General features: G+C 49.6%; 13 protein-coding genes. 3 read left to right on the top strand and 10 right to left on the bottom strand.

Features of this window, described 5'->3' with window-relative positions:
- Positions 1 to 24 precede the first annotated feature (24 nt).
- The 3 genes from DWY63_RS09490 to DWY63_RS09480 form a co-directional block, all read right to left on the bottom strand.
- Complete coding sequence (locus tag DWY63_RS09490; RefSeq protein ID WP_117801964.1) at positions 25 to 2,412, bottom strand: glycoside hydrolase family 31 protein; 2,388 nt, start codon at positions 2,410 to 2,412, stop codon at positions 25 to 27.
- A gap of 100 nt (positions 2,413 to 2,512) precedes the next feature.
- A complete protein-coding gene (locus DWY63_RS09485; protein ID WP_117801963.1) occupies positions 2,513 to 4,183 on the bottom strand; it encodes a glycoside hydrolase family 13 protein in 1,671 nt (556 codons plus the stop codon).
- A 154-nt stretch (positions 4,184 to 4,337) separates the two neighbouring features.
- On the bottom strand, positions 4,338 to 5,354 hold the full coding sequence (locus DWY63_RS09480; RefSeq protein WP_117801962.1) for a LacI family DNA-binding transcriptional regulator: 1,017 nt from the start codon (positions 5,352 to 5,354) through the stop codon (positions 4,338 to 4,340).
- Between the two features lie 241 nt (positions 5,355 to 5,595).
- Here DWY63_RS09480 and DWY63_RS09475 point away from each other — a divergent pair, with 241 nt between their 5' ends.
- Positions 5,596 to 7,236, top strand: a complete 1,641-nt coding sequence (locus DWY63_RS09475) for an InlB B-repeat-containing protein (RefSeq protein WP_117801961.1) — start codon at positions 5,596 to 5,598, stop codon at positions 7,234 to 7,236.
- Between the two features lie 123 nt (positions 7,237 to 7,359).
- On the opposite strand, the gene DWY63_RS09470 is transcribed toward DWY63_RS09475, so the two are convergent.
- Positions 7,360 to 7,662 (bottom strand): Dabb family protein, encoded by a 303-nt coding sequence (locus DWY63_RS09470; RefSeq protein ID WP_022462610.1) that lies wholly within the window; start codon positions 7,660 to 7,662, stop codon positions 7,360 to 7,362.
- A 69-nt stretch (positions 7,663 to 7,731) separates the two neighbouring features.
- Positions 7,732 to 8,478 carry an RNA polymerase sigma factor region1.1 domain-containing protein gene (locus DWY63_RS09465; RefSeq protein WP_147342020.1) on the bottom strand — a complete coding sequence of 249 codons (747 nt, stop codon included), beginning with the start codon at positions 8,476 to 8,478 and terminating at the stop codon, positions 7,732 to 7,734.
- A 140-nt stretch (positions 8,479 to 8,618) separates the two neighbouring features.
- Here DWY63_RS09465 and DWY63_RS09460 point away from each other — a divergent pair, with 140 nt between their 5' ends.
- Positions 8,619 to 9,248, top strand: a complete 630-nt coding sequence (locus DWY63_RS09460) for an HdeD family acid-resistance protein (RefSeq protein WP_022462612.1) — start codon at positions 8,619 to 8,621, stop codon at positions 9,246 to 9,248.
- A 110-nt stretch (positions 9,249 to 9,358) separates the two neighbouring features.
- Here DWY63_RS09460 and DWY63_RS09455 read toward each other — a convergent pair whose 3' ends face one another.
- The 3 genes from DWY63_RS09455 to DWY63_RS09445 form a co-directional block, all read right to left on the bottom strand.
- Positions 9,359 to 12,160: a glycoside hydrolase family 3 protein gene (locus DWY63_RS09455; RefSeq protein ID WP_117801960.1), complete on the bottom strand. Its 2,802-nt coding sequence runs from the start codon at positions 12,158 to 12,160 to the stop codon at positions 9,359 to 9,361.
- 175 nt (positions 12,161 to 12,335) lie between these two features.
- Positions 12,336 to 13,694, bottom strand: a complete 1,359-nt coding sequence (locus tag DWY63_RS09450; protein WP_055226948.1) for a sodium-dependent transporter — start codon at positions 13,692 to 13,694, stop codon at positions 12,336 to 12,338.
- Positions 13,695 to 13,771: 77 nt separating this feature from the next.
- Positions 13,772 to 14,629 (bottom strand): AraC family transcriptional regulator, encoded by an 858-nt coding sequence (locus tag DWY63_RS09445; protein ID WP_117509636.1) that lies wholly within the window; start codon positions 14,627 to 14,629, stop codon positions 13,772 to 13,774.
- Between the two features lie 111 nt (positions 14,630 to 14,740).
- Between DWY63_RS09445 and DWY63_RS09440 the strand changes: the two genes are divergently transcribed.
- The gene (locus tag DWY63_RS09440; RefSeq protein ID WP_117801959.1) at positions 14,741 to 16,045 is read left to right on the top strand and encodes a glycoside hydrolase family 27 protein; all 1,305 of its coding nucleotides are present in this window, start codon (positions 14,741 to 14,743) and stop codon (positions 16,043 to 16,045) included.
- 88 nt (positions 16,046 to 16,133) lie between these two features.
- Here DWY63_RS09440 and sigE read toward each other — a convergent pair whose 3' ends face one another.
- Positions 16,134 to 16,832, bottom strand: a complete 699-nt coding sequence (sigE, locus tag DWY63_RS09435) for an RNA polymerase sporulation sigma factor SigE (RefSeq protein ID WP_330415463.1) — start codon at positions 16,830 to 16,832, stop codon at positions 16,134 to 16,136.
- A 42-nt stretch (positions 16,833 to 16,874) separates the two neighbouring features.
- Positions 16,875 to 17,738, bottom strand: coding sequence for a sigma-E processing peptidase SpoIIGA (locus DWY63_RS09430; RefSeq protein WP_158554986.1), 864 nt, complete (start codon positions 17,736 to 17,738; stop codon positions 16,875 to 16,877).
- Between the last annotated feature and the right edge of the window lie 53 nt (positions 17,739 to 17,791).

Below are 17,791 nucleotides of genomic sequence, written 5' to 3'. Positions count from 1 at the left end.
CAAATCGTGTTTTTCTGCAGCAATTTATGCCGTAATGATCTCCAGCAACGCACCGCGCAGATCATTTGAAAGTTCCATGCTCTGCAGCTCTGCAGCCAGAATTGCTACCTTTCCGTCTGCTTTGTGAAGAAGATTTGCGATCTGCTCTTTGGTGATGTAGCTGATTTCGGCGTGCAGCAGCAGATCCATCGCACGTGTCATGACATCGTTCTTTGCAATCTCCGTATCTTCCGGCAGACAGATTGTCACAGTATCCTGCGGTTTTACATCTGTTACCGCGATCGTAAGAAGTCCGTCTTTCTCTTTGACTTCTGCATCCGCTTCCACGCCGTTTACAAAGACCTTCGCCTCTTTTGCCGTACTTCCGCCGAATTCTACGCAGTACATTCTGCTTTCCGGAACGAGGCTCTGATTGCCCTCAACCGGTGCAATCGTAAATTTCCGCGCACCCCAGTCGAGCGTCATCGATGTTTTTGCACAGTCATCCTTCTCATATGCCATGGTAGTATTGTCATCCTCGTACAGGGCAAATGTATTGTCCGCGCCCGCATAAACGCGTACCGTCAGCTCATCCGGGTTGGATTCTACATCCAGCGCACTGATCTTCTCTGTCATCGGGATAATCGCACCTGCTTTCGCAAGAACCGGGATCTCCTCGAGCGTACGGTACAGATCCATACTTCTGCCACCCTCGTAAATCATTCCGTTGAAGAAATCAAACCACGTACCTTCCGGCAGCCACACCTTTGTTTTTGCACGCTTCAGCTCCGGAATGCATTTCGTTGTCACCGGTGTTACCATCAGCTCGCTTCCGAAGAAGTACTGATTCGGTGCCTGATTTTTGCCCCAGAAAACCGTCTCCGGGTAATCATAATACATCGGAACAACGATCGGTGTGTCTTCTTTCCATGCACGGTAGTTCATCGTGTACAGATACGGTACGAGTTTATGACGCAGACGAAGGAAATCATCCATTGTGCTGCGCACTTCCATACTGAAGTTCCAAGGCTCTTTTCCACTGAAGGCACTGTTAGAACTGTGCAGACGGTTGATCGGAGAAAAGACTCCGTACTGATACCATCTTGCTTCAAGCTCATCGTCACGGTAGCCGAGCATATGGCCGCCGATATCATGACTCCACCATCCGTAGCCGATGTTGGAGGCTGTGCTGGTAAAGTATGGCTGGAAATCCAGGGATTCCCAGGTGATATGGGTGTCTCCGGAAAATCCGACCGGATAGCGGTGGGAGCCCGGTCCTGCATAGCGGGAGAAGGTCATCGGACGTTTTCCGTCTCTTCCACTGTCAAGAAAATGATAGTGATTCAGCATCCACAGCGGATCAAGACCCTCGATCTTGGTACTTTGTCCCTGCTGCCAGTCAATCCACCAGAAATCGACGCCCTCTTTTTCCATCGGATGATGAACTTTGTCGAAATATACATCAACAAATTTCGGATCCGCAATGTCAAAATTGACCGGCTCTTCTTTTTTTGCATCCACTCCCATAGCCTCTGCTACTTCCGGATAGCAGTCCTCATACGCACGAATTCCGTCTGCCGGATGGACGTTCAGTGTTGTCTTCATGCCGCGTGCATGGAGTTTTCCAAGAAAACGCTCCGGATCCGGGAAGAGTTTTTTATTCCAGCTATAGCCGGTCCAGCCGCTGCCGTATTTTGGATCCACATCGTCTACACGGTGCCAGTCCATATCGATAACAGCAACCGAGAATGGAACGTTCTCTTTGTCGAAGTCTTCCATCAGTTTCATATAAGATGCTTCACTGTAACGCCAGTAACGGCTCCACCAGTTTCCAAGTGCAAATCTCGGAAGCATCGGAGTTTTGCCGCAAAGGTGGTAGAAATCCTTTAATGCCAGGCGGAAATTCCAGCCATAGCCGAAGAAGTACAGATCCTGCACTCCTTTCTTTCTCGGGGTCACCCAACCGTCCTCTGTCATCAGAAGCGACTTCGAATCATCCAGAACAGCGGAACCAAACCAGGACATGATACCAGGTTCCAGTTCGCATGCTCCGTTGACCTGATCAAGCGTACGGGCCGTTCCTCCAAGATCCTGTGTCGGATCTCCGTAATGCCATGCCGGTACAGAACTGATGCCGACTGCCGTTGTTTTGCAGGAAAGTCCGTTTGCAGAGAATGCCTTTTTGTTGTAATTCAGCTGCAGATACTTTGTGCGTAGCTCCAGCTCATCGCCTGTGTCTTTGACGGAAAATTCCACTGCTGGAAAATCACGGTTTACGACCGTCTGGGATGCTGCATCGATAAATTCACCGTCCTCACTGTATTCCAGCCGAAGAAGATGCTCCGTCAGCACCGTGATACGATATTTATCGCCCTTTACTACATTCTTCGGATCTGCAAGCGGATGTGTCTCCATTTTCAGATATGATTTCATGTTTTGTTTTCCCCTTTCTTACTCTTACCGGTTTTTGCCGTATTTTGAGAACGGGAACCTGTGGCAAAAATCCGTTCTGCCACAGGTTCCTCTGCATTTTTTATTTGGTTTCCAGAACAACTGCCTCATACGCACGCAGTTTTCGTGTCCCTGCTGCCGCGCCGTCCTGCGGATAGTTGCTGATCAGTACCTCTGCTCCTGCAAAGGTTTCCGGAACCGTGTACTCCTGCTCCTCTTTTGTAAAATTGCACATCACGAGGAGTTTCTGATCGCCTAAGGTTCTGGTATATACATACAGTGCCTCGTCCTCCGGATCGAGCAGCTCGTACGTTCCGTAAACCATGATATCCTTCTCTTTCCGGAGATGAATCAGTTTCTTGTAATAATTGTATACAGAATCCGGATCCGCCATCTCATTTTTTGCATTGACGGTCTCGTAATCCGGTCCGACTTTGATCCACGGGGTTCCTGTGGTAAATCCTGCCGAAGCGGTATCATCCCACTGCATCGGAGTTCTTGCATTGTCTCTTCCGCGCAGGTTCAGGTAGCGCATCATATCGTCCGGCGCTACTTTTCCGGCTCCGGTCAGCTCGTGAAACGCGTTGATGCTCTCAATATCGCGGAATTCGGACAGATCGTGGAACGGAACGTTCTTCATGCCGAGCTCATCGCCCTGGTATACGTACGGGGTACCCTGCATCATATGAAGGCAGGTTGCCAGCATTTTGGCACTGACTACGCGATATTCCGGTGAATCATCGCCGAAACGGGACAGGCAGCGCGGCTGGTCGTGGTTTCCAAGGAAGAGGCTGTTCCATGCCTTGCCCTCAAGCTCCGTCTGCCATGCTGTCATGACGCGTTTGAAATCTTTGAGCGGTACGCGTTTGTCCGTCCATTTGCCGTATTTTCCGCTTGCCAGCTCAACCAGCTCGAACTGGAATACCATGCTGAGCTCTTTGCCGTCTGCGGATGCATATTTTTCTGCCTCCTCGATCGTGACACCGGCACACTCACCGACCGTCATCAGATCATATTTGGAAAGGACTTCCTTGTTCATCTCCTGCAGATACTCATGAACATGCGGTCCGTTTACGCAGCCGGAGTCACCGTAGAGTCCGCCTTCCGGAATCTTTCCATCCGGCAGTCCTTCCGGTTTGGAGATCATGCTGATGACATCCATACGGAAGCCGTCGATGCCTTTCTCGCACCACCAGTTCATCATATCGAAAACTTCTTTTCTTACGGTCGGGTTTTCCCAGTTCAGGTCAGGCTGCTTCGTGGAAAACAGATGCAGGTAATACATCTCGGTCTGCGGATCGTATTTCCATGCGGAGCCGGAGAAGCAGCTTCCCCAGTTGTTTGGCTCTTTTCCCTCTTTTGCATCACGCCAGATGTAATAGTCGCGGTACGGGTTTTCTTTCGATTTGCGGCTCTCCACGAACCATTTGTGTTCGTCTGAGGTATGATTGACAACAAGGTCCATGACCAGCTTGATGCCTCTTTTATGCATCTCCGAAAGCATGCGGTCAAAATCCTCCATTGTTCCGAACTCCTGCATGATTGCCCGGTAATCGCTGATATCGTATCCATTGTCATCGTTTGGTGACTGGTACACCGGTGACAGCCAGATAACATCCACGCCAAGATCCTTCAGATAATCCAGACGGGATGTGATACCATTTAAATCGCCGATACCGTCTCCGTTGCTGTCCATGAAGCTGCGCGGATAAATCTGATACACTACGGCTTCTTTCCACCATTTTTTGTCCATTTTTTTACCTCCTTTATTTCATCCCCAGAACGTGTCTGGTTCTTTGATTCTGTCGTTTTCAAACACAGTTTACCATACCTCACGGTGATTTTTCAATAGTTTTGCGCAAAACCAGCAGTTTTTACAAGAGTTTTTCTGCAAATTTGGTAACTATTTACTTCATCAGATCTCTTACCGACTCCCGTTCCACCAGTGTTGTCGGCAATGGCGGAATATCTTTTTGTACCGGCTCATCCTGGATCAGGTGCATCAGGACTTCTACGGCACGGCGTGCTTTTCCATCCACCATCTGATGTACGGTAGTCAGCTTCGGACGCGCAAGTGTCGCATAGGTAACATCATCAAAGCCCGCAATTGAAATTTCCTCCGGAACCTTTATTCCCCTGTTCTGCAGAAAGTTGGATGCTTCAAGTGCATAGTAATCCGATGAAAAAAAGAGCGCTGTCTGTTTTTTGAAGAGCGGAAGCATCTCCTCATATGCCTTCTCCCTCTGCTCCGGATCCCATGGTATCACAATATGGCGACTCTCGAAGTCCTCAATTCCCGCCTCCTCCATCGCCTGACGCACACCGAGCCACCGATAGTGGTCAACACCGAGATCGCAGTCAGATAGAAAGAGAAATTTTTTATGCCCCTTTCCAATCAGGTACTGGCTCATCTGGTACGCACCGCCGCGGTCATCCATCGTAATGGAGCGGACGCCAAGTTCCGGCGGGAGATACTGATCAATGGTTACCAGTGGTTTCCCGAGACGTTCCGAAAGCTCTGCTATCTCCTTTTCACTCAGGGCCATCGCAATCATGCCGTCAAAATTCCAGCCGAGCGCCTGCTGCATAAGATCGTCCTTCTCATGGCGCGCAACCAGCATCATATAGTAGCCGTGTTCCCGGATCTGATACTCCAGGTTTCCAAGCATTGCCGACACAAAGGGATCCTCAAAGGAAGAAGCATTTCCTTTCTTCATGAAACCAAGCGCCACACCAATGAGACCGGAGCTGTTGTTCGCCAGTATACGCGCGCTGATACTCGGCACGTACTCCATCTCCTTTAAAATCCGGTTGATTTTCTCGACCGTTGCCTTCGAGACGCGCCCTGTCTTTCCGTGTATTACATTCGAAACCGTCGTCGGGCTGACCCCTGCGCGGTCTGCTATATCTTTGATTCTAATCATCGGTTCTCTGCCTTTCCTTTTTCTTCACAATTTTCTGAATTCTGTTATGTTTATTTTACCAAGACGGCAAAATGTTTACAACTACTTTGCATCGGCAAACACTACAAAATTATTACATTTTCTTAAACGATATGTAAGAAAATCTCCATCCCTCCTTCATTTACTTTCCGCCGGTTCCGTGGTAAGATAGGATGACAGAAAAAGTTCACCTTTTTTCTGTAAGAAAGGACCTACACATCATATGCGGCTTGCATTTACAAATTTTTCGATAAAATCTCCCACTGGCAAGAAATCCGGCCGTTTTTTTCTTGCCCTTTTTCTGGGTATTTTTCTCTTCCTCGCTCATCCCATACTCTGTCAGGCTGGTTTTGCCTCCAGTACGCCGTTTACCGGTGCCTCCTGGGAACTGGTCGGGGAATATCCGATTCTCGGCAGCAACGGCGCGGTGCAGTCCGTCTGTGCGACGGAAGATTATATCATCTGCATCGAAAATTTTAATGATCTGACGACAGAGCCGGACGTAGTCTCTGCCTACTATAAAAATGATACAGACGCAGACGGAAATCCCGTTACGCAGTATTCCCTCGCGCATCAGGTAAGGGACGCAGACTTTGCTCACGCAAACGGTATGGCATACAATCCCGTCACACATGAAATCCTCGTGAGCGGCTACAGCAGCCCGGATGCTTCCAATTACGGATGTATCTTCCGCCTCGACCCGGATACTCTCGAGCAGAAAGAGCGGATCCAGCTCTCGACAAGCTACAATATTCTCGGTATTGATTATCTTCCCTCCACCGGCGGCTATCTGATCCAGACCGATGCGGACGGCGGCTACGGCTTTAAACTCCTCGATGCCTCACTTCAGGTGGTGGATGACTGGGGCACGTATCCCTTCGATTTTTACATGGAAAACTTTCAGGATCTCTGTGTTTCCGGCGATCTCTTTTTTCTTTTTCCGCTGACGATGCATCTCGGAATCGGAAACTTTATCCAGACATACTCGCTCTCGCAGAAAACACTGCTTGCGGACGACACGGTTGATTTTGGCTTTTCCGACGATATCACCATCAATGAACCAGAGGGCCTCTGTGAGACAAATCCTGGGGAATTTATTGCGATTGTAAACGTAACAAAGGCAGATGGTGGACGGTACGTGCAGTTCTACCGCACCCGGGTGCCGTATCTGTTCACGGTTTCCACTTCCGCGGCGGAGCATGGCTCGGTGTCCGAGGGCGGGGAAGTTTCCCGCGGAGAGGAAAAAACCGTTTCCTACACGGCAGACGAAGGCTTCCGGCTCGCGAAGCTCTCGGTGGACGGCTTGTATCTGCCGGTGACGGAATATCCGGACAGCTACACATTTTCCGATATCCAGAAGGATCATACCCTTGCCGTAACGTTTGAACCGGTTCCGACGGCGACACCGACGCCGACTGCCACTGCGACGCCGACCGAAACACCGGCCATAACCCAGACACCGGAACCGGCCGTTTCCAAAGCACCGGCATCATCCACGGTTTCCTTCTCATCTGTGGCTTCCCATTTCGCAGCGTTCTGGAAAGGCACTGTGCATGCCGCTTCCTGGTTCCGCCATCTTGCCTCGGCCGGTGCATCCCTTTTTGCCCGTATCCGGAAGGCAGATCCTGTTTTTCTGGCGATGCCGTTTGTCCTTCTCGTTCTGATTCTGCTCTTTGTCCTCCGCCTGCGGTATGTCCGCCGCATCCGGCGGGAGCGGTCGCGGAAAGCGCTGGAACACAGAAGAAGAACGTACGAAGAACTGGTCAGAGAATTTACGGAAGATCCGAAGGACGAAGAGGTTTCCATCGATGAGCTGCTGCTTACAATTGACGAACTGCAGAAGGAAGAACAGAAAAACACTTAAATGAAACGTATTCACCAGATCAGGAATTGATCTTCTCGGCACAAAAAAAGTATCCCGTTCCTTTTGGGGAAGCGGGATACTTTTTTATTTACACGGGCAACGAGCTAAAGTCCGTGCTTGTTTTTACTCTTCGTAATCGAGTGCCGCACGCTCCGTTGTGTACGGACGTACATAGGTGTCTGCTACTTTTACGTGCTCTGGATGTTTTGCATATACAGCTACATCCTCTGCTTTTTCCAGGGTTGTGACAAGTGCCATATCATGGGTGGAAGATGCAAGCGGTGCTTCTACAAAGTCAACCGTCAACAATCCCGGCACTTTGCCGACCAGGCTTTTCAGGTTCTCTGCCATCGCTTTTTTCAGCTCCGGTTTCTTTGCATCCTCTACTTCCGGTTTGAATTTCCACATAACAATATGATGTACCATTGTATTTTTCTCCTTTGCTTTTGTTTTATTGCCAATTCACACAGTTTCTGTGCAAATACCAGCCTTTTGTTACGGCTCTTCGCCTGCAATCCGCAGAATATCCTCAATCTCTTCCACGGACATGTCAAGATACGCGGAAAGCTCTGCCACACTGAAATCCATGTCATCGCCGTCGGAGAGTTCCTCGATGGCGTCTTTTAAGCGGTTTACTTTATTGACTACAGTATTGTCCTTGTGTTTCTGAACTCTGTGTTCTTCCATGAAATCGCTGATCGTCTCACGCACAGCCGCATCAATCGCCTGCTCCGCCGTCTCAGCTTTTACAACGGACTCCAGCGCTACTAAAAGTCCGACATTTCCCTCCTGCACCAGATCCATCAGGAAGAAATCGCGGGTGTGCATTTCTTTTGCGGTCTCAATAACTTTCGGAAGCCAGAGCTGCACGAGCATGCTCTTTGCAAGGGAATCGCCCTCTGCCGCTTTCCGGTAAAGCTCTGCCGTTTCTTCCTCCGACGGTGTTTCTGTCTCCGGCAGTTCGTCAAGATACTGCTGTAAGGCACGCAGCTCCTCCTCGGAAAACTCCGGTTTTTTCTTTTCTTTTTCGGTCTCCTCCGGCACGACGCCCGGCTCATAATCTGCCACATCGACCTGCTCCATCGTCAGATATTCGCAGACAAAGGTGACTTTCTGCTCATCCAGTGCAAAGTCTTCAAAAAAGTCTCTGACTTCTTTCATCGTTACTTTATTTTCATGGTCTCTGGCGTATGACAGCAATTCGGAGAGCTTCTCCTGGAACTTTTTCTGTTCGTCCTGCATCTTTTTTACCCTCTCTTTCTTCCGTTTCACGATTCCATTTCTTCGTACATTTTTTTCAATTTGTCCATTGCTTTTTCTGCTTTGAAAAGCTACTATAAAAGCAAACGAAAAACCACATTCAAGTGGAAAGGAGAATCCTTATGAAACAATTTTTTCAGGATGTGAAAAACAGTTTCCTGCTTTCAGCCGCTGTCTCTATTATACTAGGTATCGTGCTGATCGTCTACCCCGTAAAAACGAGTTTGCTGATCTGTTATATCGCCGGAGCACTGCTCCTGTTTGGCGGCGTTGTTGCGTTGATCCGCTACATTGCAAGCCGCGGCGAGCCGTTTTTCTTCCGCTACGATCTGTTCGTTGCCCTGGTACTGATTCTGTTCGGCTGCTTCGTTATCTTTGAAAGTGACCTTGTAATCGCATTCATCCCGGTTGTCATCGGTATCATCCTTCTGGCAAACGGACTGCTCAGCATTCAGAAGGCGTTCAACCTCAAAAAAACAGGGCTGGAAAAATGGTGGCTTGAGTTCCTGCTGGCTCTTTTAACCAGCGTTCTCGGCATCATCATCTGTACCAATCCGTTTGATGCCGTTGCAACCACAAACATTTTCATCGGTATCTGCCTTGTCTACAGCGGCATTTCCGATCTTGTCACCACCTACTACATGGGCCGCGCAAAACGCCGGATCAAAAACGTCATCCAGACCGAGATCAACCAGCAGAAAATCCTGCACGATGACAATGTGATTGATGTGGATGAGGACGAGCTTCACTAAAAAACAGCTTCTTCCATAAAAATCTTCTTTCATACGAAAAACCGGAACCCGGCACCGCTTTCAAACAGCGGCTCCCGGGTTCCGGTTTTTCTCTGTATTTCTTTTTTTATTTATTCCTCGTGTTTGCTCAGTACTTCCATGCCTTCTCTTAACTTCAGGCGGATCTTTCCAAGCTCCAGACCATTTGCGCCGAAGTACAGCTTCAGGTAGTGGTTCGGGCCGAAGAAGAAACCAAGGTCTCTCGTCTCTTTGATCCACTCACCTTTTGTTCCGCGGATGCTGATCACAGTTTTTACGATATTGTCGATGTACACGGTTACCGGCAGCTGTGCGAGGTCTTCCAGATCGGATTTCATCTCGATTTCGATATCGTACGTTCCCATCTTGTCATCCAGAATCGTAACACCGCATACTTCACTGTTTCCTTTTTTCGTGTTCCATGCGGATGCGTCGATCACAACATCTCCCGTTGCCGGATCTGCCTCGTATGTTACAAGATCTGCTGCAACGAAATCGTTGTCGCCTATCTGCTCCTGTGCTTCTTTCTCTTCCTCGCTGATGCGGTCCAGGAACCGTAAGATGCTTGGAGTTCCAAGGATGAAATGCAGAACATTCATCACATTTCTCTGCAGGTCGCCTCTTGTGATCTCGCCGTTTTCCAGTGCCTCTTTCACATCGTCCTGTCCCATATCGGAGCAGTCGGTGCATACCATGAAGACATCGTTTCCGGCAGATACCATCGGTGCATGGGTTGTTCTGGTTGCTTCATATCCCTCACGGTTCGACATTGCCCACCAGTCAGTCATAACGAAGCCGTCATAGTTCCACTCGCCGCGCAGAATCGTGGTCAGAAGATCGTAATTTCCTGCAGTCCAGATGCCGTTGACCGGTCCGTAAGTGCTCATGATGGATCTTGCGCCGCCTTCTTTGACTGCGATTTCATATCCCTTCAGATAGATTTCACGCAGGGCACGCTCGGAAACAACGGCGTCCACATGATGTCGGTTGGACTCCTGGTTATTTGCACAGAAGTGTTTGATGGTTCCGGTTACATCGGATTTTTCCATACCAAGAATCTGTACGGCACTGATCCATCCGGTCAGGTACGGATCCTCGGAGATATACTCAAAGTTACGGCCGTTCAGCGGGTTTCTGTGAATATTCATACCAGGTCCGAGCAAGGCATCGACACGGTTCTGTCTCATCTCGCGTCCTGCCATCTCGTACAGATCTTCTACCAGCGGAAGGTCAAACGTACAGCCAAGCAGGGTTCCGTTCGGCATGGAGAAGGCTCTCGTTCCGCAGTCAAAGCGGAGTCCGGACGGGCCGTCGGTACAGCAGGCTGCCGGAATACCGAATTCCTGCAGTTCCGGTGTCAGGCCGCCGAATGCTGCTGCGGTTCCCGGAGTAACCTTCGGGCTGCACATGCCCTCGCCGCGGAAGATGCAGATCAGATCTTCATCGGAAAGCTGTGCCACGAACTCTTCCATCGTTACTTTCTTATCCAGGACATCACCGAGCTTGTAGCCTTTGTCACCGGTATAGGTGATCGGCTCCATGCGGTTTTCTTTCATGCGCTCGATCGGATCTACGGTGCGCAGAGGAGCTGCCTCATATCCCGGTTTTAACGTTCCGTCTTCGCCCGGAACAGCTTTCATGCGCTCAAATGCTTCTACCGGAGCCATAGCCTCGGTCAGGATCTCAACCACTTTGAACGGCTGCTCGTATGCACCGGCAAAGGCTGCGCTTCTGACATCGCTTCCGACGTAGAACTCATAACTGCCCTCTTCGAGTACGTAGCAGGATTTGTGGCCGGTTGCACCGCTGTCATCGTAGGATGCAAAGCTCTCTTTGGTCACATCGATCGTCAGCGTCTCTTTTGCGCCTGGTGCAAGAACACCGGTCTTTGCAAAACCGACGAGTGCGCGGGATGGTTTTCCAAGAACACCCTGCGGAGCTTTTACATAAACCTGAACAACCTCTTTACCATCCGTTTTGCCGGTATTTTCAACGGTTGCCGTCACGGTTACATTGTCAACATCTTTCTCTTCTGCCTCTGCGGTCACGGCAAATGTCGTATAGGAAAGACCAAAACCGAACGGATACAATACTTTCTCTTTTGCAAAGGTCTCAAAGTAGCGGTATCCGACGTAGATATCCTCTTTGTACTCATTGCGGGTCAGATCGCCGAAGCAGCTTTGGGACGGATAGTCCTCGATATTCTCTGCAATCGTGTCGGTCAGCTTACCGCACGGATTGACTCTTCCCATCAGTACATCGGCAACACCGTTTCCGCCTTCCTGACCACCCTGCCATACATAGAGAACAGCTGCCGGATTGCACTCTTTCACCCATTTCATGTCGATAATGTTTCCGACGTTCAGCACAACGATTGTTCTTGCAAACGCTTTGCTGACTTTTTCTACCATCTCTTTTTCAGTATCGGTTAAGAGATAGCTGCCTGCCTCATTTTTGTTGTCCTGATCCTCACCTGCGGTACGGCCTACAACAACGATGGCTGCATCGGCGCCTTTTGCACTCTCCACGATCTCGTCGGTCAGCTCCATCTCTTTTTGGGACCACGGCACCTTGCCCCAGCCCTGTCCTTCGTCGTACGGATTTTTCTCGATCCATTTTTCGTATGTTCCAAGAAGATTCTCGTCGAGTGTAATGTCTTTTTCTTCTTTTAAGGCATCCAGAATACCGACAACGTATTTCGTATTGACAAGACCGCCGGAGCCAAGTCCGCTCTTATAATAGTGGAATGCAATTCTTCCGAAAACAGCCACTTTGTCTCCTTTTCGAAGCGGGAGTGCCTCATTTTCGTTTTTCAGAAGTACACAGCCTTCTGCCGCTGCCTGACGGGCCAGTGCTGCATATTTGTTGAAATCCAGTGGTGTAAATTTTCCCATTTTGTTCCCCTTTCTCCTGTATCCTTTCTGATCCGACAAGTGCCGGGACACCTGATACTTCCGGGTCCCGGCACCTGTTCTGGTCTCTTGTCTTTTATTATCTCGTATTCCTGGCTTTTTTTCCAGTTCTTTTCTTATCTTTTTTTCGTCTGATATTGACCTTTTTGTTCCTGTCTTATCCGATCAGTCCCTGGACAATTAATACCAGAAGCAGCAACGGCAGAATATAAGAAAGATAAACCCGTACCCAGTCCGGCACTTTCAGGCCCCCGCCCTTATTTGCCTCTGCCTGGTAGTTTTTGAAGCCCCAGCCCCATTTTGAAGTACAGAACAGAAGGTAAATCAGAGAGCCGACCGGCAGCAGAAGGTTGCTGACGATAAAGTCCTCAAGATCAAGAACGGTGCTTCCTGCGCCGAGCGGCTGGAATCCGGACCACACATTGTAGCCGAGTGCACACGGCAGGGATCCTAAGATCACCAGAATGCAGTTGATGATGGCTGACTGTTTTCTGGAAACGCCGAAAATCTCAGAAAAACAGCACATGATATTCTCAAATACAGCGATGATGGTAGACAGCGCCGCAAAGAACAGGAACAGGAAGAAGAAGCTTCCGAAAATCCGTCCGCCCTTCATCGAGGTGAAAATGTGCGGCAGCGTCATAAAGATCAGCTTCGGGCCGCTGTCCGGCTGTACGTTGTAGGAGAAGCACGCCGGGAAAATGATGAGGCCTGCGGTAATCGCTACAAACGTATCGAGCGCTGCAATGCTGACTGCCTCGCCGAGCAGGGATTTTCCGCCGTTTAAGTAGCTGCCGAAAATCAGCATCGCGCCGATACCAAGGCTCAGCGTAAAAAATGCCTGGCTCATCGCGTTTGTGATAATGTGGAACAGTCCCACCTGTTCTATCTGCTGCATATCCGGCACCAGATAGAATTTCAGTCCCTCTTTGGCACCCGGCATCGTAAAGCTGTAAACCGCAAGGAAAATCATGATGACCATCAACACGATCATCATCACCTTTGTAACACGCTCCACGCCGTTCTGCAGACCCACCGAACAGATCAGAAAGCCTGCAATTGTAATAATCAGCATGGTAATGACAAGAATCGACGGAGATGAAAGCATCTCGTTGAATTTTCCGGTTACGGCGTCGCCTGTCAGGCCGCTGAATTTTCCGATTAAAAAGCTGTAGAAATAGTACAGCATCCAGCCTGCAACGACGGTGTAGAACATCATCAGCAGATAGTTTCCGATGAGGGCAACGTATCCGTGGATATGCCACTTCTGCCCTTTCTTTTCCAGTTCCCCATACGCGCGCACGGTACTCTTTTTGCTTCCTCTTCCGATGGCAAGCTCCATCGACAGAATCGGAACTCCCATGATGGCAAGGAACAGCAGGTAAAACAGCACGAAAATGCCGCCTCCGTTGTTTCCTACCATATACGGAAATTTCCATACATTTCCGATGCCGATGGCACATCCTGCCGAAAGCAGAAGAAAGCCAAGGCGCGATTGGAATGTTTCTCGTTCCATTTATTTTTGTTCCTCCCTTTTTTCTTCCATACTCCCGGAATTTCTCCGCAAGTACATCTTCGTACAAAACCAAGACTTCAGACAGCACCGTTCTGCCGTTCTTTCCGGTATGCCGACGGCGAGATTCCCATATGGTGACGGAATACTTTTCCAAAATAGTTTCCACTGGAAAATCCGGTTTCTGCTGCAATCTCTTCCACACTCTTTCCGGTATTCAAGAGCAGCGTCATCGCTTTGCGAATTCTCGCTTCCTGAAGATACTGCATGGGAGAAACGCCTGTTTCCTCCCGGAAGCATCTCGTAAAATGGGCAAAGGAAACCCGGCTCTGTTCTGCCAGCTGTTCAATCCCCTGCACAGATGCGCAGTCGGTATCCATCTGCCGTATCGCTTCCCGAACAAAAAAATGTGTCTGCTTCCGCTCCGGACGCTGTACCTCCCGCAGAAGAGAACAAAAAAACTGATACAAAAACACACCGCATTCATACGGTTCCGACCGGTAACCGTTTTTCAGTTTTCGATGCATCTGCAGTGCAGTCCGAATTGGCTCGCTATCTGCATCCGCATAAAAAACATCTCCTGTTTTTTCAAACAGTCGTTCTGCCGCATAGGACACTGCACTTCCACGAAAATGAAAATACAGAAAAATCCATGGTTCTTCGGATTCCGGATGCAGATAATATCTGCTATTCTCCGGAATCTGACACAAAAATCCTCTCCCGGGACGCATTTCATACGTTTTTCCGTTTTTTTCAAACCATCCTGTTCCCGAAAGCGTATACTGCATCAGCCATCCGGAATATGTTCCGCGGTCTGTATTATGAAATGCATACGGTTCCTTCCATCTCTTTTCCACCCCGCCGTCCAGCAGCAAAAACGGAGCGTTCGGCCAGTGATCCAGATCCAGGATTCCATATACTCCGATCAGATCTTCCATCAAAAAATTACCTCTTTTATCCGGTTTGTCTTCTTGTTTTGCACTATGTCCTTTATTATACTTTTCTTATCAGAAAAAAACAAGCATTGCTTTAGAAAGGAGTTTTTTCTTATGCATCTGACAAACAAAAATACATGTGCACCAACCCCACCGATGGGCTGGAACAGCTACGATTACTATGATACAACCGTGGACGAGGCTGCGGTAAAGGCAAATGCCGACTATATGGCAAAGCACTTAAAAGCATATGGCTGGGAGTATATTGTAGTGGATATCCAGTGGTATGCAAAAAAGGCCGGTTCCATGCGCGACCGGTATCAGTATATTCCATTCTCTGAACTGGAAATGGACGAATACTCCCGTCTGCTGCCGGATCCCGAACGTTTTCCATCTTCTGCAGACGGTTCCGGCTTTAAACCACTTGCCGACTATGTACACAGTCTGGGGCTGAAATTCGGAATTCACATCATGCGCGGTATTCCGCGAATCGCTGCACATCATCACGGAAAGATCAAGAACAGTTCTCTTGGTGCTGAACACGTTGCCGATCCTACGGTCATCTGCGGCTGGAATCCGGATATGTACGGTGTACGCGATCTTCCGGAAGGACAGCTTTACTATGATTCCCTGCTGGAGCTCTACGCTTCCTGGGGTGTTGATTACATTAAATGCGATGATATCTGTAATACCAACATGCACAAAAATCCGTTTGCAGCTGCGCATGAGATCGAGATGCTCTCGAATGCCATCCAAAAATGCGGACGGCCGATCGTCCTCTCTCTGTCTCCGGGACCTGCGCTCATAGAGAAAGCATGGTTCTATGAAAAGCACGCGAATCTCTGGCGCATCACCGATGATTTCTGGGACAACTGGGCACAGTTAAAGGATATGTTCCAGCGTTGCGAGCTCTGGCAGAGCCACGTCTCTGCCGGCTGTTATCCGGACTGTGATATGCTGCCGCTTGGCGAACTCGGAAAAGGTTTTGCTACAGAACATCATACGTATTTTACCCCGGATGAGCAGAAAACGATGATGACACTCTGGTGTCTCTTCGGCTCTCCACTGATGCTCGGTGCCGAAATGACGCTTCTCGATGACGATACACTGGCACTTCTTACGAACACGGATATTCTCGCGATGCTGCCTCCGTCCGTTCGTCCGCATCAGATCACGCGTACAGACAATGAAGCTGTGTGGTATGCAAAGGATGACACAACCGGAACAACCTACGTTGCACTTTTTAATCTTTCGGATGCACCGCAGACGGTTTCTTCCACACTTGCCGATGCAGACTGCCCACTGGAGTCTGTTGCGGCGAAAGAACTCTGGAGCGGTAAAGCACTTTCTTTAAACGGCGGTTTTTCTGCTTCTCTTGCTCCGCACGCCTGCAGCGTATGCCGTTTTGAAACACGATAAAACGATCATTTCTTAAAACAAGCAGCAAATCATGTCCTGCCCGGGACCAAAACAATGGTTTTTCCTCCGGGCAGGGCATTTTTATGCTCTATTCATACCGCGCAATCTCTTTCCGCAGCCGCTTCATAATCCGTTTTTCCAGCCGCGAGATATACGACTGGGAAATCCCGAGAAGATCCGCGACTTCTTTCTGCGTTTTCTCCCGCCCCTCTGGCATATTGATGCCAAACCGGAGTTTCACGATCACCCGCTCCCGCTCAGAGAGCTTGCTGATTGCGCTTCCCAGCACGCGATGTTCCGCCTCCTGCTCGAGCCCCTGATAGATCACATCCTCCTCCGTTCCGAGGATATCCGACAAAAGAAGCTCATTTCCATCCCAGTCTACATTGAGCGGCTCATCGATCGAGACCTCCATCCGTGTCTTGTTATTTCTCCGCAGATACATCAGAATCTCGTTCTCAATGCACCGGGACGCGTACGTGGCAAGCTTGATCTTTTTTTCCGGATTGAACGTGTTAATTGCCTTGATGAGGCCGATGGTTCCAATCGAAATCAGATCCTCCACACCAACTCCTGTATTATCAAATTTCTGTGCAATGTAGACGACGAGACGCAGGTTGTGTTCGATCAGCTCGCTCCTTGCCGTCTCGTTTTCCGGATCGGAAAGCCCCGCAATCGCATCGGCCTCCTCCTGTCCTTCCAAAGGCGCCGGGAGAACATCTGTGCCCCCGATATAAAAAATTTCCCCTGTCTGACGAAATACAGCCGGCACGGACCGCGGCAGCATACGAAGCCGGAATCCGTTTGGCAGTGCAGCCTGCAGCATACTTCATTCCTCCTGTCCTTCCATGAGATCTGGATGCAAAATTATTTCATAGCCCCTGGGAGATGAACTATTTTCTCCGCCAAGCGCAATCAGCGGTCCGCTTATGTGCCTGGCTGTATGTTCTGTCACAAGAATCATTTCCGAGATCCGGATCACCGGCAGAAAGCCCCGGCCTTCCAGTCCGCGAAACGGTATGTAACGGGGCTGCAGCGCAAGAAGCCGTTCCGGCTCCGGCACCGTCTCGTGCCTTGCAAGCGCCGCAATCCCTGTCCGCATTTCGTCCGGGAACAATTCGAGTATCACAGTGTACGGTACGACCGAGACCGGCTTTTTGGTTGTGGCATCCCGCAAAGTATTGCCCGTGTCGTACAGTCCTTTTACTTTTTTCCATTTCCCATTCTGCACAAGCTGTACCGTAACCTGCCTGGCGTGTTCCAGGAGCATCTCCTTTCGGATCTTCAGCAGGAGGAGTGTTCCCGCATATGCGGCACTCCCGGAAAGAAGAAAAAGAAAAATTCCCCTTCCCGGCATCAGCTCCCGGAACAGGCGGTATGCACTGCCGATCAGAAAACCGGACAGTATATAGCCTGCCATTCCCACCACAAGATCCCGTACTGTCGTGATTCTGCAGCCAGATTTCACCATCCCTGTTGTAATTCCGATTCCGACCAGGGCGAGCAGCGCACCCGGCAGATACCGTGCAAACACGGCATACAGCACCGCATAACCGGCGCCGAGCGCGGCTGCCGCAAAACTCCTTCTTCGCGTGGCAGATCGTTTCAGAAGAAAGGAGGAAAGGCGCAGAATAGTATAATTCAGCAGAAGATTCTCTGCAAAGAGAAGATCCAGAAAGATCTCATAGTGCAAAAAAACACCCCCTGCGCCTTTTGCATGGTCTGAATTTCTAACAGACCCTATTA

The sequence above is a fragment of the Blautia sp. AF26-2 genome (genome assembly GCF_003460955.1).
GTDB classification, from domain to species: Bacteria; Bacillota; Clostridia; order Lachnospirales; family Lachnospiraceae; genus Fusicatenibacter; species Fusicatenibacter saccharivorans.
This window is presented reverse-complemented; position numbering and strand designations above follow the sequence as displayed.

Bases quoted from the DNA above. Each gene is read 5' to 3' on its own strand.
- DWY63_RS09475 (WP_117801961.1), top strand. From the start codon at position 5,596: ATGCGGCTTGCATTTACAAATTTTTCGATAAAATCTCCCACTGGCAAG.
- DWY63_RS09460 (WP_022462612.1), top strand. From the start codon at position 8,619: ATGAAACAATTTTTTCAGGATGTGAAAAACAGTTTCCTGCTTTCAGCC.
- sigE (WP_330415463.1), bottom strand. From the start codon at position 16,832: ATGCTGCCGCGGTCCGTGCCGGCTGTATTTCGTCAGACAGGGGAAATT.
- DWY63_RS09445 (WP_117509636.1), bottom strand. From the start codon at position 14,629: ATGGAAGATCTGATCGGAGTATATGGAATCCTGGATCTGGATCACTGG.
- DWY63_RS09465 (WP_147342020.1), bottom strand. From the start codon at position 8,478: ATGCAGGACGAACAGAAAAAGTTCCAGGAGAAGCTCTCCGAATTGCTG.
- DWY63_RS09490 (WP_117801964.1), bottom strand. From the start codon at position 2,412: ATGAAATCATATCTGAAAATGGAGACACATCCGCTTGCAGATCCGAAG.
- DWY63_RS09485 (WP_117801963.1), bottom strand. From the start codon at position 4,183: ATGGACAAAAAATGGTGGAAAGAAGCCGTAGTGTATCAGATTTATCCG.
- DWY63_RS09470 (WP_022462610.1), bottom strand. From the start codon at position 7,662: ATGGTACATCATATTGTTATGTGGAAATTCAAACCGGAAGTAGAGGAT.
- DWY63_RS09440 (WP_117801959.1), top strand. From the start codon at position 14,741: ATGCATCTGACAAACAAAAATACATGTGCACCAACCCCACCGATGGGC.
- DWY63_RS09480 (WP_117801962.1), bottom strand. From the start codon at position 5,354: ATGATTAGAATCAAAGATATAGCAGACCGCGCAGGGGTCAGCCCGACG.
- DWY63_RS09450 (WP_055226948.1), bottom strand. From the start codon at position 13,694: ATGGAACGAGAAACATTCCAATCGCGCCTTGGCTTTCTTCTGCTTTCG.
- DWY63_RS09455 (WP_117801960.1), bottom strand. From the start codon at position 12,160: ATGGGAAAATTTACACCACTGGATTTCAACAAATATGCAGCACTGGCC.